This window comes from Paenibacillus sp. NPDC057967 (assembly GCF_042887015.1).
Taxonomy (GTDB): domain Bacteria; phylum Bacillota; class Bacilli; order Paenibacillales; family Paenibacillaceae; genus Pristimantibacillus.
The window spans coordinates 158,094-173,226 of record NZ_JBHVQB010000010.1; the positions used below are offsets into that span (position 1 = coordinate 158,094).

12 protein-coding genes and 1 riboswitch are annotated in these 15,133 nt (G+C 43.6%); of the genes, 11 read left to right on the plus strand and 1 reads right to left on the minus strand.

All coding sequences use genetic code 11. The features are described from left to right. Nucleotides 1-55: 55 nt before the first annotated feature. The 5 genes from fliD to ACFVSO_RS24495 all read left to right on the plus strand — a co-directional run bounded on the left by fliD (nucleotide 56) and on the right by ACFVSO_RS24495 (nucleotide 5,245). Nucleotides 56-988, plus strand: coding sequence for a flagellar filament capping protein FliD (gene fliD, locus ACFVSO_RS24475; RefSeq protein WP_387478798.1), 933 nt, complete (start codon nucleotides 56-58; stop codon nucleotides 986-988). Nucleotides 989-1,006: 18 nt separating this feature from the next. Beyond that, nucleotides 1,007-1,360 (plus strand): flagellar protein FlaG, encoded by a 354-nt coding sequence (locus tag ACFVSO_RS24480; RefSeq protein WP_387478801.1) that lies wholly within the window; start codon nucleotides 1,007-1,009, stop codon nucleotides 1,358-1,360. 6 nt (nucleotides 1,361-1,366) lie between these two features. Further along, nucleotides 1,367-1,759: a flagellar export chaperone FliS gene (gene fliS / locus ACFVSO_RS24485; protein WP_387478804.1), complete on the plus strand. Its 393-nt coding sequence runs from the start codon at nucleotides 1,367-1,369 to the stop codon at nucleotides 1,757-1,759. Beyond that, nucleotides 1,756-2,121 carry a hypothetical protein gene (locus ACFVSO_RS24490; RefSeq protein WP_387478806.1) on the plus strand — a complete coding sequence of 122 codons (366 nt, stop codon included), beginning with the start codon at nucleotides 1,756-1,758 and terminating at the stop codon, nucleotides 2,119-2,121. Before fliS ends, ACFVSO_RS24490 begins: the two co-directional genes overlap by 4 nt. Before the next feature lie 63 nt (nucleotides 2,122-2,184). Beyond that, nucleotides 2,185-2,281, plus strand: a riboswitch (cyclic di-GMP riboswitch). Nucleotides 2,282-2,344: 63 nt separating this feature from the next. Continuing rightward, nucleotides 2,345-5,245 (plus strand): IPT/TIG domain-containing protein, encoded by a 2,901-nt coding sequence (locus ACFVSO_RS24495; RefSeq protein ID WP_387478808.1) that lies wholly within the window; start codon nucleotides 2,345-2,347, stop codon nucleotides 5,243-5,245. Between the two features lie 79 nt (nucleotides 5,246-5,324). On the opposite strand, the gene ACFVSO_RS24500 is transcribed toward ACFVSO_RS24495, so the two are convergent. Beyond that, nucleotides 5,325-7,238, minus strand: a complete 1,914-nt coding sequence (locus ACFVSO_RS24500) for a glycosyltransferase (protein WP_387478811.1) — start codon at nucleotides 7,236-7,238, stop codon at nucleotides 5,325-5,327. Between the two features lie 91 nt (nucleotides 7,239-7,329). Between ACFVSO_RS24500 and ACFVSO_RS24505 the strand changes: the two genes are divergently transcribed. The 6 genes from ACFVSO_RS24505 (at nucleotide 7,330) to secA (ending at nucleotide 15,124) form a co-directional block, all read left to right on the plus strand. Beyond that, nucleotides 7,330-8,382: a glycosyltransferase family 2 protein gene (locus ACFVSO_RS24505; RefSeq protein WP_387478814.1), complete on the plus strand. Its 1,053-nt coding sequence runs from the start codon at nucleotides 7,330-7,332 to the stop codon at nucleotides 8,380-8,382. 138 nt (nucleotides 8,383-8,520) lie between these two features. After that, nucleotides 8,521-8,718, plus strand: a complete 198-nt coding sequence (locus tag ACFVSO_RS24510; RefSeq protein ID WP_087569424.1) for a cold shock domain-containing protein — start codon at nucleotides 8,521-8,523, stop codon at nucleotides 8,716-8,718. 244 nt (nucleotides 8,719-8,962) lie between these two features. After that, nucleotides 8,963-9,508 (plus strand): ribosome hibernation-promoting factor, HPF/YfiA family, encoded by a 546-nt coding sequence (hpf, locus tag ACFVSO_RS24515; RefSeq protein WP_387478818.1) that lies wholly within the window; start codon nucleotides 8,963-8,965, stop codon nucleotides 9,506-9,508. A gap of 210 nt (nucleotides 9,509-9,718) precedes the next feature. Continuing rightward, a complete protein-coding gene (locus tag ACFVSO_RS24520) occupies nucleotides 9,719-11,731 on the plus strand; it encodes a helix-turn-helix domain-containing protein (protein WP_387478821.1) in 2,013 nt (670 codons plus the stop codon). A 29-nt stretch (nucleotides 11,732-11,760) separates the two neighbouring features. Next, entirely contained in the window at nucleotides 11,761-12,510 is a 750-nt protein-coding gene (locus ACFVSO_RS24525; RefSeq protein WP_387478824.1) for an alpha/beta hydrolase, read from the plus strand. A gap of 106 nt (nucleotides 12,511-12,616) precedes the next feature. Then, on the plus strand, nucleotides 12,617-15,124 hold the full coding sequence (gene secA / locus ACFVSO_RS24530; protein ID WP_387478826.1) for a preprotein translocase subunit SecA: 2,508 nt from the start codon (nucleotides 12,617-12,619) through the stop codon (nucleotides 15,122-15,124). The last annotated feature ends 9 nt before the right edge of the window (nucleotides 15,125-15,133 follow it).

Sequence of the window (15,133 nt, forward strand, 5' to 3'; positions counted from 1 at the left end):
GTCCTTTATTACGATATATATAGTAAAAGAAAAAGTGAAATGGAAGGTGATTAACATGCCTATGCGCATCACTGGAATGAGCTCAGGCCTTGATATTGATTCTATGATCAGAGACATTATGAAGGCTGAGAGAATGCCAGTAAATAAACTCTTGCAAAAGAAGCAAACAATGCAATGGAAAGTTGAAAGCTTTAATAATATGAATCTAAAGTTTTCAGCTTTACGTGAGTCAGTTTCGACTTTAAGGTTTTCAGGCGGTTGGGCAATACAACTTGATGGGAACGGAAAAGTTGATAAACAGACTGAAGACAGCATGGTTGCAAAAATAAAAAACTTTGTAGATAAATACAACGATACGGTAAGTAACCTTAATGAAAAATTGGGTGAAACCGTTAATCGTGGTTTTCTCCCTTTAACATCCGATGAAAAATCAGCTATGAATGAAACTGACATTAAAAACTGGGAAGAAAAGGCCAAAAGTGGACTTTTGAGAAATGATGATGCACTAAAGAAAGCTCTAAATGAATTAAGGGGTTTAACGGCTGCCACTATTTCAGGCGCTAATCCAGCCTATGATACACTGGGGGAGATTGGAATCTCAACTCCTACTTACGCTAAAGGCTCGCCTGACAACGGTAAACTTACAATTGATGAAGCAAAGCTTAGAAGCGCGATTCAAGACGATCCAACAGCTGTGGTGGGGTTGTTTTCCAAACAAGGCACAACATTTGAGGAAAAGGGTGTATTTCAGAGGGCTTATGAAACGATAGAAAATGCCATTTTATCGGTTAATCGAAAAATACATGGCGGACTTTCAGCAGCCGAAAGCCTTACCTCACAAATGACCAATATTGATAAGAAAGTTGAAGAAAAAAACAAGCAATTAGTAAAGCGTGAGGATCGGTATTATCAGATGTTTGCTGCAATGGAAAAAGCAATCGCAAATGGAAATGCGCAAATGTCTTGGTTAATGCAACAATTTGGATAATGAAAGGCTGTGAGCAATATGGAGATATCAACCCATAATCAGCCAGTTCAGTCACCGGTGACAAGAGAAGCTGCCCCGTACATTCGTGTAAGCGGCGAATACCAAGTATTAAAGACGAAAAGTAAAAACAACATCTTATCGGTAAGTGAACAGGCTCTGGTCAAAGCAATTGATAAAGCTAACCAAGCAGTACAAGGAACAGAACATTCATTTAACTATAAAATACATGAGGCAACACATCAAGTAATCGTACAGATTTTGGACAGAAATACTAAAGAAGTTGTTCATGAGATTCCTTCAGAAAAGTTTATTGATTTAATTGAGAAATTGAAGGAATTAACGGTGGGGGCCATCATTGACGAAAAAAGGTGATATTAGATGATGCAACAAGCACAGAGTAATTATTTGCATACAAAAATTCAGACTTCATCCCCGGGTCAATTAACGTTAATGCTCTATAGTGGGTGCATTAAGTTTATGAAGCTGGCAGTCATGTGTTTAGAGAAGCGTGATTATGCAGGTAAACATACTAATTTTGTAAAGGCGCAGAACATAATTGATGAGCTTCAGTCAACCTTAAATATGGAGTATGAATTATCGTTGCAACTAAATAGTCTGTACATCTATATCAATGAAAGACTTTTTGAGGCGAATGCTAAGCAAGATCTAGAAGCGGCTGAGGAGTGCATCCGTTTAGTGACTGAGCTCCGCGATACATGGGCAGATGCGCTAAAAGAACTTGCACCCAATGGGCAGGTGGCAACAACATGACGACTAGCAGTGTAGAGTCTTTATTGCTGGAGTTGCTAGAGTTGACAAGGTCAATCAATCAACTTGATCTTGAAGAAGAAGCAAACTATGATTTGCTTCTTTCTCTTCAAGATCAGCAAGTTAAATTACGGGAAAGTATTAGCCAAATCATTGAATCTAGTAACTATATTTATTCTGAAGCTGATCGAGATATAATGAAGGAATGTATAGAACTAGAACACATATCTCGGAACCGCTATCTGCAATTTAAGACTCATGCAAGCTCAAAATTGGAGCTCATATCAGGAAGTAGAAAGTCGCGTGGAGCTTATCAAGGAGAATACATTCAACATACAGGCTATTTTATTGATAAGCAGAATTGAACGCTTGTAAAAGTCGGTAAAATAAACTAATATAGTAATTAGACCCATGAAAATAGTACTAAAATAGAATATTAGCAAAGCTATAGAAATATAGTGACGCAAAGCCATGGGTCTTAACTCTCGGTTCTTAAGTCCGAGAGAAGATTGCCAGGTTGCCCATTGAATTGGTAATCCAACAATAGCAACCTGCTATTGTTTTTATTTATATTAGAGGAGGAAAAACATGAGTAAGGTTAAGCAAAACATGTTGCTTTTGTTTATGCTATGGTTCGCTGTGAGTGGTGTTTTTTTAGGTCCTAAACAAGCAACAGCTTCTTTGATGGATTATGTAACGGTAACCAAAACCGCAAATCCAACAAAAATTTCAACATTAGAGGAGACGGAAATTACTCTGAATATTACAGGTACTCCGCCTGTAAATGTAGTGATGCCGAATGATGTAGTACTAGTTATAGACAAATCAGGGAGTATGGCACCTGGTTATAACAATGGTGAAGATAAAATGACAAATGCCAAAGAAGCGGCTAAAGGTTTCGTAGATTTAATGGATTTGTCAAAGCATCGTGTTGCAGTAGTGGATTTTTCTGGGTCCAATATGATCGATTCATTAGATTTTACAACTGATAAAACAACAGCGAAAAGCTACATTGATACGATACAAGCAAATGGTTCAACAGCAACAGGAGATGCAATTGATACTGCTAGAGCATTATTGGCAAATCATCGGCCTGAAGCGCAACCAGTTATAGTAATTATGACGGATGGTGATGCAACACAACCTTCTAATGATCCTTATGGCTATGCAAAACAAAAAGCTATGCAAGCTAAAGAAGAAGGAATCATTTTCTATACAATTGCACTGCTTAAGGCAACAGATGATCCGGCCACAAGCGGTCCGAACGTGTTGTTGAAAGAGATGGCTACAACTGCAAATCATCATCATTTTGTACTGGGCTCAACTGGCCTAAGTGAGATTTATGCAGCAATCGTAAGAGAGATTGGCTTAGCAAGCGCATATAATGTCGCAGTATCTGATGTTGTCGGGAGTAATTTTGAGATTGTACCAGGATCTTATGATCATAACATCCCTAAACCAACGGTAACCGGAAATACCCTGACCTGGACGTTTAATGAATTGAAAAATAATACACTTTCATTTACTTATAAGATTCGACCTGTGGATGCAACGGTTACTGGTAAATTCCCAGTGTCTCTTAACACTTCAAGCATTACATATTTAGATTATGCGGGGGCTAGTCGTGTCAAGAGCATTCCTAGTGTAAATGTTGACGTGAGGTTCCCAGCACCAACTATTACTTCAATTACAGAACCATCAGGTCATCCAGACGGAGGGGAAACAGTAACGATTCAAGGAGAGTATTTCTTGCCTGGTGCTGGAGTGACATTTGGGGGTAAGCAAGCAAGTCAAGTAACTGTAGTTAGTAATAATGAAATCACTGCAGTAACCCCAAGTGGAAAACAAGGTACTGTAGAGGTTAGAGTTACGAATCCTGATTCACAATATGCAAGCATTCCATATCAGTACAAGACCAATCCTGTCATAACTACATTTACTCCAAATAGTGGACCAGTAGCGGGCGGAGATATCGTCATTGTAGAGGGGAATTTTCTTGTAAAAGGTTTAAGTATTAAATTCGGAGACGTTCCGGCAACGATATCCTCCCATACGGGATTATCTTATATTGTCTTGAATACACCTCCAACTACAACAGCTGGTCCGGTTGATGTTACTTTCACGAATCCAGATGGCACGAGTACTACACTTGCTGACGGTTATACCTATATTGAGCCTGTTCAACCAGAGCCAGTAGTTTTATCTGTCACGCCTAATTCTGGAATAATTACCGGTGGAGAACAAGTATTTGTAAACGGGAAGAATTTTAATAAAAATCTTAAAGTGCTAGTAGGCTCCAAAGAGGCTGCTACCACTTTTCAATCTAAAACCCAATTAAGCATCATTGTGCCTCCTGGTGATGCTCTAGGACTGACCAGCGTATCAGTACGTGATGCAGAAGGCGAGTTGTATGTCTTGCCTGATGCATATACATACAATCCTATAGTATATCCGGAACCTACTCTTTCGAGTATCAGTCCAAATAGCGGATTGATTGCCGGTGGTGAAATAGTTTATTTAAGCGGTAAAAAGTTTGTAAGAAATGTTACAAAAGTATTTATAGGCGATAAAGAAGCGGAGATCATTCAATTTAATGCATCGCAATTAACGGTATCCGTACCAGCAGGGGAAGCTGCAGGTAAAGTGGATGTTAAAGTTGTAACGGACATCCATGAAGCGACTTTGCCACAAGCTTACGAGTATAAACTTCCGGTAATTCCAGTATTAGAGGTAACAAGTATATCGCCTAATCGTGGGTTAACCACAGGTGGCGAGCTAGTTAATATTACAGGCAACAACTTTGTTCGTAACGCAACTGTGACATTCGGTAATCAGACGGTTAGCACAACCTTCTGGAGTAAGACTCTTATTACTGCCGTAGTACCAGCTGTAAGCACAACAGGAACTGTAGATGTTATAGTTACTAATCCTGATGGGGCTACTGATGTGATAGAGAATGGATATGAATATATAGCTGTAACTCCGACAATAACGAGTTTATCACCTGCACGTGGCAATAAAACAGGTGGTGAAGTAATTTATGTATCTGGTACTAACTTTGATAGGTCTGCAGTGGTTAGCATTAATGGTATTGCTGCTACTACTGTCTATTTGAGTAAGTCCAGCTTGCAAGTTACCGTACCTGCAAGTCCAGTAACGGGGGAAGTACAGTTAGTTGTTACTTTAGGAACGGGCACATCAGCAAGTGCTGCATTCGTATATGACAACGGGCCTCAATTACCAGCCCCTACCATTAAAAACTTGTCACAAGCGACTGGAAAAGCAGGAGATTTCGTTTATATTACGGGAACGAACTTCAACAAAAGCTCTATCATATCTATTAATTCCGTACCAGTGACGGAACAGTATTACTACACTGCAAAAAGTTTAGCTTTTGTCCTTCCGGCTGGTTACTCAGGACCTGTTGTAGTAACTGTAACTAACCCAGATGGTCAAGTGAGTAATGAAGTTATAATCACATATAATTAAGGAATAACAAAGAAACAGCTTGTCTCAATTGAGACAAGCTGTTTCTTTGTACAAGGCTAACTAATTTCTAGAACGAGAATTAAAGTAGGAAGGAAAGGTTTTTCATTTCTGCATAAGTGGTCAAATAACTATCTAGAAATGATGTAGATTGCTCGGTCGAGCAGAAAGAGCGTACCCATCCAATTAGGTCATGGGTAGGTGCTAGACTAAGAGCGGCCTCCATGAATAATATGCCATCATCCGGATTTCCGTTCATTAGCTGCCATTGTCCTATGTTAGCGAGGCTGTCTTCAGATACAGCATCATTATCGAGAAGTATTGCAAATAATTCAATTGCTTCATTCCAATATCCTAGAGAGTACAAACGATTAGCTAATTGGTTTATCGTATGGCTGTTCGCCAGGATCTGTAAGAGGTCATAATAAGTATCAACATAATTATACTTTTTAAATAGTAGCAATACATCTGCGAGAAGACTTGAAGCTTCGTCAGATAATAATGGTTGGTATGTTGAGTCCTTACGAATATTCTGGAAATGAAGCCATAATTCTTCGCATGAACGGAGATTATCTACGTTTACTATATGTTTCAAATACGTATAGTCGTTGTAAATAATTGCAGCCGACATTCCAACAGATGATGAAAAGGCGCTTGAATCATTCGGGAAAATCGGTGATTTTGAATGACTGAGTAATTCATAAGATAGTTGGTCATTGTGCGAGAGAGAAATATTCAGTTTACTTAAATAATGTTTACTTAGAGATAAGCTTCCAGCTAATAATCCCATCTGAAATAGTGTTGCGTGTTCTATCTCATTTGTATTTGGATATAATTTCTGGAATAGCTGTATGATCGCATTATCTTGCTCATTTTGGATTAGCAGTTCGAATAATTGTCGGAGTACGTTATAATTTTTCGGCTGCAATTGGAGTAATTTGACCCAATATCGAACTGCTTCATGATTATTGCGAAGTTTAAAATAAATCATACCAATCATTCGCAGAGGGACAGTTGTACCGTAAGAAGGTTGTACTTTCCAGTAATCCTTCCCATCTTTTGATGCTGTCTCGGCGATTTGAATGGCGTCTTTGAAGTGCAGTATGGCTTTGTCAAGATATCCAAGTTGTTCAAAAAATACTCCGAGATAACAATGATAATCTGCAATTTTTGGTGATCTGTTAATAGCTTCAGTAATTAACTTATAAGCTTCCGGTAAATGCTGAAATTGAAGTTCAGTTGAAATTAAATTATCTAAGAGATGTGAGTACCATGCGTCTTGTGGTTTGCTTGCTGCAAAGCTAGTGCGATAGTATAATAAAGCTGCTTCATGATTGTTTACACTATTATATCCATTGGCCAGTATAAAGCAAAAATAAGGATCTGATAGTTTTTGAGGAGTCTTCATAGACTCCAGAATATTCAGGTTGCGGTCTGATTTATTTTGGCTCTTTACTCGAACTTCTGTGTATCCATCGTGATATATGGGGAATTGAAACTCTTTTAATACTAGCGAGCCATTATCTTTCGTTAGTTGCTCATGGATTGGATTTATATAATAGATCCCTTTGAAATTCGGGAAAATTCGAGCTCCTGAAGATATCATAATTTGGGATGCGTCAGCTGACTTTCCGGTAAAGTTGTGTATCGGCAATAAAAATGTGGGCAAGTGATCTGAGTCCCGATAAATAGATTCAAGTGTGTCTCGAAGTGAAGAGTGATCTGAGTGATTTAAATACTCATCAGCATCGAGTATTAATATCCACTTGCCGGTTGCGTGTTGAATGGATGTGTTTCGCGCAGCCGCAAAGTTACTATTCCATTGAAAATCAAGCACATGTGTAGTATATCTAAGAGCAATGTTGCGTGTGGAGTCGGTAGAGCCAGTATCAACTATTATGATCTCATCTACTAATCCATTAACGCTATCGAGACAACGAGCAAGAACTTGTTCTTCATTTTTTACAATCATGCATAAGGAAAGAAGTTTAGTCATGTTAACCTCCGATGGTTAGATCATTATATTATATATCGGTTTACGTCTGACGATAAATAAGGTATTCAGTTTTGGAAGGAAGGAGCACCTGATGATAAAGTTATCTCTAGTCATGATCGTTCGTAATGAAGAGAAAGTGCTGGCCAGATGCTTGAACAGTGTACTTACAGTGGTTGATGAAATAATTGTGATTGATACAGGCTCGACTGATTCAACTAAGGAAATCGCTTCTGGATTCGGAGCGAAAATCTTCGAATATGAATGGCAAGAAGATTTTGCTGCTGCAAGGAACTATGGGCTTGAACAAACGACAGGACAATGGGTTATTGTGCTGGATGCTGATGAGTATATTCTAAATGACTGTGGCGATACTATACGGACTTTTATAAGCGAGCGTCAGTCAATTGGGAGAATAAGAATTACTAATAAATTTGTAGGGGAAAACGGATTGGCCTTTTCTAATGTGTATATTAAGAGACTGTTTCCTGCACATTGTCGATATGTGGGGAGTATCCACGAACAGATTGCTTCCGATCTTCCGAGTGAAATCATTGATGTGAATGTTTTTCACGATGGATATTATAATACTAATAAATCTAGGAGAAACATAGATATATTAACGAAGGAATTAAGTAATCATCCTCAGGATGCCTATTATTTATTTCAGATTGCTAAAGAATTTAATGCCTTAAAGGAACATAATCGTGTTTTTGATTATTTAAGTAAGGCTTATCAACTAATGCAAGGCAATGAACCATTTGCACCTAATATAGTGGTGGATTATATGTATTCAGTAAACGCGACACGAAACTTTGAAATAGGACTTAAGGTTATCAATGAATGGCAAGAAACCTTAGCAAATTTTGCGGATTTCCACTTTGTTTGCGGACTTTTTTACTTGGATCTAATGATAAGCAACCCAGAACGGTATATTCATTATCTTCCCAAAGTTGAAGAATGTTATTTACGTTGTCTGACAATTGGAGAGAACAGTACTTATGCAAACGTTGTTGGTACAGGAAGTTTTTCGGCGATGAATAACCTGGCTGCTTACTATGAGGTTACCGGACAGAAGGAGAAAGCGGCTGCTTTTTTCGAGAACGCAAAGAATACCAAGGCGAAATTTGAGTCATCATTAACATAGAGAAAATCTAGGTATACCGCACATGTATTCGCTTACAACAAATTGTTTGACAATTCCATGATTTCGGTGGTATAGTCAGATTGTGGGCCAGACCTTAAGACGCCTCACAGTATTTGAAGATGAAGGGAATGTTTGCGAATGCAAGGTAAAGTTAAATGGTTTAACGCAGAGAAGGGTTATGGATTCATCGAGACTGAGCAAGGCGGCGACGTATTTGTTCACTTCTCCGCAATCCAATCCGAAGGCTTCAAAACACTCGAAGAAGGCCAAGCGGTTGAATTCGACATTGTAGAAGGCGCACGCGGTCCACAAGCTGCAAACGTAGTCAAACTGTAATCATCCGGCTATCATTAGCCACTGTATAGATGGTTCAATTGACAGTGCCTATTACACTCAAGCTCCGGTTCTCCGGAGCTTTTTTCTGTTTGTTTAAATGATAGAAAAGTGTACATTAAATAGGGCCGAAAAGTCTGTCACTTTTCAGACATTAAAATTCTGAAAATTCCAAATACACTAAAAACTCTTTTGAATTAGGCTCCTGCATATGCTATAATAAGAGCATGTAAAGGAGGAATGCCCCATGAATTACAACATTCGAGGTCAACGCTTTCAGGTGACAGAAGCTTTGAGAGATTACACCGAGAAGAAATTAAGCCGATTGGAGAAGTACTTTGACGCCCCAATCGCCTCCGAAATCACAGTAACCTTATCCGTGACGAAAGGTCAGCACGCAGTAGAGGTTACCATTCCGCTAGTCGGCGTCATGCTCAGAGCCGAGGAGAAGAGCGCAGATATGTACGCTTCGATCGACCTGGTGGTCGATAAGCTGGAGCGGCAGATCCGCAAGCACAAAACCAAAGTCAATCGCAAATTCAGACAGGGCAGCGGAGTGAGAGCCTTGTTCCGTGAAGAAGGCTCCGCAGTTAGCGTACTTGAGGAAGAGGATGATCTGGAGCTTGTACGAACCAAGCGGTTTACGTTGAAGCCGATGGACGTGGAGGAAGCCATTCTCCAGATGAATATGATCGGACATAACTTTTTCGTATTCGCCAATGCCGACAATAAAGAAGTCAATGTCGTGTACAAGCGCGATGACGGAAAGTACGGATTAATTGAACAAAACTGAGTCCTTTCCATTTATAATCAAATTACATTGAATACTGATAGCCCCGCTCCGATAAGGAGCGGGGCTTTTTTGATTCGCGAGGCATCGTTGAGCGTTGTGGAGCTGAATGGTTTACATAACCGCTGAATACAAATGTCCCCTCCCCTTATTGATAATGATAATCAATTTCAATTATAATGAAAGGACAAAGCCGGATATCGGAGGATGGATATGTCTTTAAATGAGCTAATGGTGCTGTGGAATCATATGTATATCAAGGTGATGGATGTCCGGCGCTGCGAGATGTTGCCGGGCGAAGTGGGATCTGGCCATGCGCTTCCGGCGCATGCCTTTTTGTTCAGTGTACGCGGCAGTGCGCAGGTGCAAATCAACGATGTTCGTTATACGGTTAGCCGTTGCCAGCTCATTCACGGGTCCAAAGGCGCTGTGCTTCGAATGGCCGCTTATGACGTACCCTTCGAATATTATCTTCTCTATTATAAAGCCGAGATGGCCCGATCCTACCGACAGGAAATTGCTTTTTTGACAGAGAGCAGCAATCGCCTGTTGGCTCCATACTGTTTTGTCCCCCATGAGCCGGTATCGCTATTGCACAAGCTCGATGAACTGCTGGCCATTTGGAATAGCGACAGCCCCGATGCTTTTAGGCAGTTTCAGGCCAAAACGCTATTTCACGCTTGGGTTTGCGAGATGCTCCGGCAAATGGGTGAGCAGTCGGATAGCCGCTATGAGCCGGATCTGGTCGGTCAGGCTACACGTTACATTTACGCGCATTACAGGGAGCCAATCACGCTCGATTCTTTGGCCAAGGCGCTGAATTATAGCGTGCCCTACATTACAAAGCAATTCAAACGGCAGACAGGCAAGAGCCCCATCGATTTTTTAATTGGCGTGCGAATCGAAAAAGCGAAGGAGCTTCTTCGCCGCACCGATACCTCCGTACAAGAAATTGCCGAGGGCGTCGGATATGCGGATCTGTCCTATTTTGCGAAAACATTCAAAAAACATACGGGTCAAACGCCCCTTCAATATAAAGAGAACGCGGGTGGTGTGCATGAAACAAGAGCAGATCGTTATATAAACAGGATCAGATCCTCCCTTGTTCCGAGGAAGCGTCGGAACTACAATTTCAATAGTGGTGAGAATGATTATCACTATAATGAAACCAACAAGGGAGAGAATACAGAAATGTTTCTTTATGAGAAAAAAGGAAAGCTCGCCATGATTATGATGGGGATTATTCTATTGCTCAGCGCATGTTCCGGATCAGGGAATGCGGCCGGCGGTGCCGGGGCTTCAAATACAACAGCAGCAGCAGCGCTGCAGGGGGGAGAAATGTCACCGACGGAGACAGCTGCGAATGAACAGGCATCACAGCAGACATGGCCAAGGACATATAAGGGCGCCATGGGCAAAGACATCGTCATCGAAAAACAGCCGGAGCGGGTCGTTGTGATGCATTTTGCGATGATGGAGTATTTTTTTGCGCTGGATACGCCGCCGATTGCATCCACGCTTGCCGACCGCATCCTGTCGTCCTTCGAGACGCTGCAGCCTTATGCGGAATCGGCCGGTGTGACGGATATTGGCCAAGTGGTTACGCCTAATCTGGAATTGATGACCGAGCTGAACCCGGATCTGATTGTGGCGTTTGCCGGCACACATAATGAGGCGTATGAGGATTTGAGCAAGCTGGCGCCGGTCGCCATGCTCGATACTTCCGAGATGGGCTGGAGAGAAATGCTGCGCGAATATGCTTCACTAATTGGCAAGGAGCAATTGGCAGATGACTATATCAAGGATTTGGAAGCATTGATGAGCGAAGCAAGAAGCGAGCTTGCACCTTATCAAGGCAAAAAAGTGACGTTCCTCCGTCCGGCGGACAACGGCAACACATTTTTTGTACTCGACGAAAGCTCCGTCGAATACGTATACGACCAGGAGCTCGGTCTGGGCCTCCAGTCGCCGGGCGAATATAAAACCCAAGAAGAAATGGTCTCGCTGGAAGGGGTCATTGAGCTGAACCCGGACATCATTTTCCTGGTAGACTATTTGGACAATATGGATACCCACTTTGCGGAACTGGGGAAAAGCAAGGTGTGGAACTCGATTAATGCGGTCAAGGAGCAAAGGGTGTATCCGCTGGACGTCTCCATTGACGCCGGAGGACCCCTTGCTATCCGATATGTAGTCGAGAAAATGCTGGAGTATTTGACCCCTTAAGGAAGAGGGAGAAGGGGAGGCTTCATATTATGAAAGCTACGTATGTGAGCGATAGGTTTCAGGATCATCGGCTGCATCTGTATTTGCCTGAAGGCTATGAGATCGGTGAAAAGCATTACCCCGTTGTATATGTTCAGGATGGAGGAGACTTGATTGATCCTGAGCATAGCGATATTTTGCAGCGGATTGGAGCGAGGTCGGCCGAAGGAGGCATGCTGGAGTTCCTGTTTGTCGGCATCGAACCGCTGGACCGGAATGACGAGTATACGCCGTTCATTGCTCCCAATGTGTTCGAGCCCGGCAAGCTGTTTGGCGGCAATGCTTCTCAATACGCCGAGTGGCTGGCTACGGAGTTGAAGCCGTATATCGATGACCGGTTTCGGACGCTGCCAGAAGCGGAGCATACCGGCATTATGGGGTTTTCCTTCGGCGGGCTAATATCTGTCTATACGGCGCTGTTGTACCCCCGCCAGTTTGGCAAAATCGGAAGCTTCTCCGGTTCCTTCTGGTATCCGGGCATCGTGGATTGGATCAAGCGGCTAAAGCTCCAGCCTTCGAATCAGCGCCTTTACATGAATGTGGGCCATGCTGAAGGTTCGGAGCGGACCAACGGCCAGCAATGGATGGTTCCGAACAATCGAACCTTATGGGCGTATTTGAGCCAATACAATATGACCCCGGAGACGGTCAAGCTGGATATCTATGAAAGCGATGTTCACTCGTTCGAAAAGGGCGTCCGGTATGTGCCGGATGCTCTGGCATGGCTTTTCGGGAAATAGCCTTTCCCGGTCCTCTCGATCGCGCTGCCCGGGGTACATTGCGGCAGGGTCTACAAACTGTTACAATTTAAAACAAATAGACCTACTACCGAAAGAGGGGAAAACCATGCTCGGACTGGTTAAGAAAATATTCGGAGACGCGAATGAACGCGAAGTCAAACGCATTCAACGCACTGTTGATGAAATTAATAGCATGGAATCAAAGTTCACGGCGCTGACAGATGAGCAGCTGCGCGCGAAGACGGATGAATTCAAGGCTCGCCTGGAGAAGGGCGAGGAGATTGACGCTCTGCTGCCGGAAGCTTTTGCGACCGTACGGGAAGCATCGAAGCGTACACTCGGCATGCGTCACTTTGACGTACAGCTGCTTGGCGGCATGGTGCTGCATGAAGGCAAGATTGCCGAGATGAAGACTGGTGAAGGTAAGACGCTCGTAGCGACGCTTCCCGTATATCTGAACGCTTTGCTTGGCAAAGGCGTGCATGTTGTTACGGTCAACGGATATCTGGCACAGCGCGATAGCGAGATCATGGGCCAGCTCTATAACTTCTTAGGGATGACAGTTGGATGCAACCTGCATGGCCTGTCTCATTCTGAGAAGCAAGAGGCTTATGCTTGCGATATCACATATGGCACGAACAACGAATTCGGATTTGACTACCTGCGCGATAATATGGTGCTGTACAAAGAGCAGATGGTACAACGTCCTCTTTATTATTCCATTATTGACGAAGTGGACTCCATTCTCGTGGATGAAGCGCGTACCCCGCTTATTATTTCGGGACAAGCTGCGAAGTCGACAGAGCTGTACCATGCAGCGGATCGTTTTGTGAGCCGTTTGAAAGTAGAAGAGGACTTCACGATCGACATAAAGCTTCGTAATACAATTTTGACCGAGTCTGGGGTGGAGAAGGCAGAGCGCGCCTTCGGCATCGAGAACTTGTTTGACCATGCCAACGTAACCGTCAATCACCACATTCAGCAAGCGCTGAAAGCGAACTTTATTATGAAACGTGACGTCGATTACGTCGTGCAAGAAGACGAAGTCGTTATCGTCGATGAATTTACGGGCCGTCTGATGTCCGGCCGCCGTTACAGCGATGGCTTGCACCAAGCGATCGAGGCGAAGGAGCAGCTCAAGGTTCAGAACGAAAGCATGACGCTTGCCACGATCACGTTCCAGAACTACTTCCGTATGTACCGCAAGCTTGCGGGTATGACGGGTACAGCGAAGACGGAGGAAGAAGAGTTCCGCCGGATTTACGGTCTGGACGTAATCCAAGTTCCGACGAATCGTTCTATGATTCGTAAGGATATACCGGATGTCGTGTACAAATCCGAGAACGGCAAATTCAAAGCCGTTGTGGAAGAAATCGTGAAACGCCATGCGAATAAGCAGCCGGTGCTAGTCGGTACGATCTCCATCGAGAACTCCGAGAAGCTGTCCGAGATGCTGAAGCGCAGAGGCGTTACTCATAAAGTCCTCAATGCGAAGTTCCATGCCGAAGAGGCAGAGATCATCTCGCGCGCGGGTCAAGCTGGCTCCGTCACCATCGCGACGAACATGGCTGGCCGGGGTACGGATATTTTGCTGGGCGACTCCGTTGGAGAGCTTGGCGGACTTCATATTATCGGCACAGAGCGTCACGAGAGCAGACGGATCGATAACCAGCTTCGTGGTCGTGCCGGTCGTCAAGGCGACCCGGGCTCCTCGCAGTTCTATCTGTCGCTCGAAGATGAGCTGATGCGCCGTTTCGGTGCTGAGAATATTATGGCCATGATGGACCGTCTCGGTCTGGAGGAAGACCAGCCGATCGAGAGCCGTATGATTTCAAGAGCCGTTGAATCCGCCCAGAAGCGGGTAGAGGGCAGCAACTTCGATACGCGGAAAGTCGTCTTGCAATATGACGACGTGATGAATCAGCAGCGTGAGGTTATCTACAAGCAGCGCCGTGATATTCTGGAGTCGGCGGACATCCGCAGCGAGGTCATGGAGATGATCAAGCCGGTCGTTGATCGTATCGTGGATGCACATTGTTCCGAAGATATTCCGGAGGAGTGGGATCTGCAAGCGATCGTGGATTATGTCCACGCCAATCTGCTTGAGGAAGGCTCTCTGAAGAAGGAAGATATCTGGGGCAAGGAAAAAGAAGAAATTAACGAGTTCCTGCTTAATAAAGTCGTTGCGCTTTACAACGAGCGTGAAGAGGCGCTTGGACCTGAGACGATGCGTGAATTCGAGAAGGTTGTCGTGCTGCGTGCAGTAGACAGCAAGTGGATGGATCATATCGACGCAATGGATCAGCTTCGTCAAGGTATCCATTTGCGGGCATACGGCGGTACCGATCCGCTTCGCGAATATCAATTCGAAGGCTTCGAGATGTTCAAGGAAATGATCGAGACGATCCAAGAGGAAGTCGCAAAATATATTATGAAGGCACGCGTTGAGAGCAATCTGGAGCGTCAAGAAGTCGTGAAAGGCCAGACGACCTCGACAAGCGGCGGCGGCGAGACACAGGAGAAACGTCCAGCGAAGCGTGAAGAGCGTGCAGGACGCAACGATCCTTGTCCATGCGGCAGCGGCAAGAAGTATAAGCAGTGCCACGGCAAGTAATCTAATTTG

Excerpts from the sequence above, each read along its gene's own strand:
- fliD (WP_387478798.1), top strand. The coding sequence starts at position 56 with ATGCCTATGCGCATCACTGGAATGAGCTCAGGCCTTGATATTGATTCT.
- ACFVSO_RS24480 (WP_387478801.1), top strand. The coding sequence starts at position 1,007 with ATGGAGATATCAACCCATAATCAGCCAGTTCAGTCACCGGTGACAAGA.
- fliS (WP_387478804.1), top strand. The coding sequence starts at position 1,367 with ATGATGCAACAAGCACAGAGTAATTATTTGCATACAAAAATTCAGACT.
- ACFVSO_RS24490 (WP_387478806.1), top strand. The coding sequence starts at position 1,756 with ATGACGACTAGCAGTGTAGAGTCTTTATTGCTGGAGTTGCTAGAGTTG.
- ACFVSO_RS24495 (WP_387478808.1), top strand. The coding sequence starts at position 2,345 with ATGAGTAAGGTTAAGCAAAACATGTTGCTTTTGTTTATGCTATGGTTC.
- ACFVSO_RS24500 (WP_387478811.1), bottom strand. The coding sequence starts at position 7,238 with ATGACTAAACTTCTTTCCTTATGCATGATTGTAAAAAATGAAGAACAA.
- ACFVSO_RS24505 (WP_387478814.1), top strand. The coding sequence starts at position 7,330 with ATGATAAAGTTATCTCTAGTCATGATCGTTCGTAATGAAGAGAAAGTG.
- ACFVSO_RS24510 (WP_087569424.1), top strand. The coding sequence starts at position 8,521 with ATGCAAGGTAAAGTTAAATGGTTTAACGCAGAGAAGGGTTATGGATTC.
- hpf (WP_387478818.1), top strand. The coding sequence starts at position 8,963 with ATGAATTACAACATTCGAGGTCAACGCTTTCAGGTGACAGAAGCTTTG.
- ACFVSO_RS24520 (WP_387478821.1), top strand. The coding sequence starts at position 9,719 with ATGTCTTTAAATGAGCTAATGGTGCTGTGGAATCATATGTATATCAAG.
- ACFVSO_RS24525 (WP_387478824.1), top strand. The coding sequence starts at position 11,761 with ATGAAAGCTACGTATGTGAGCGATAGGTTTCAGGATCATCGGCTGCAT.
- secA (WP_387478826.1), top strand. The coding sequence starts at position 12,617 with ATGCTCGGACTGGTTAAGAAAATATTCGGAGACGCGAATGAACGCGAA.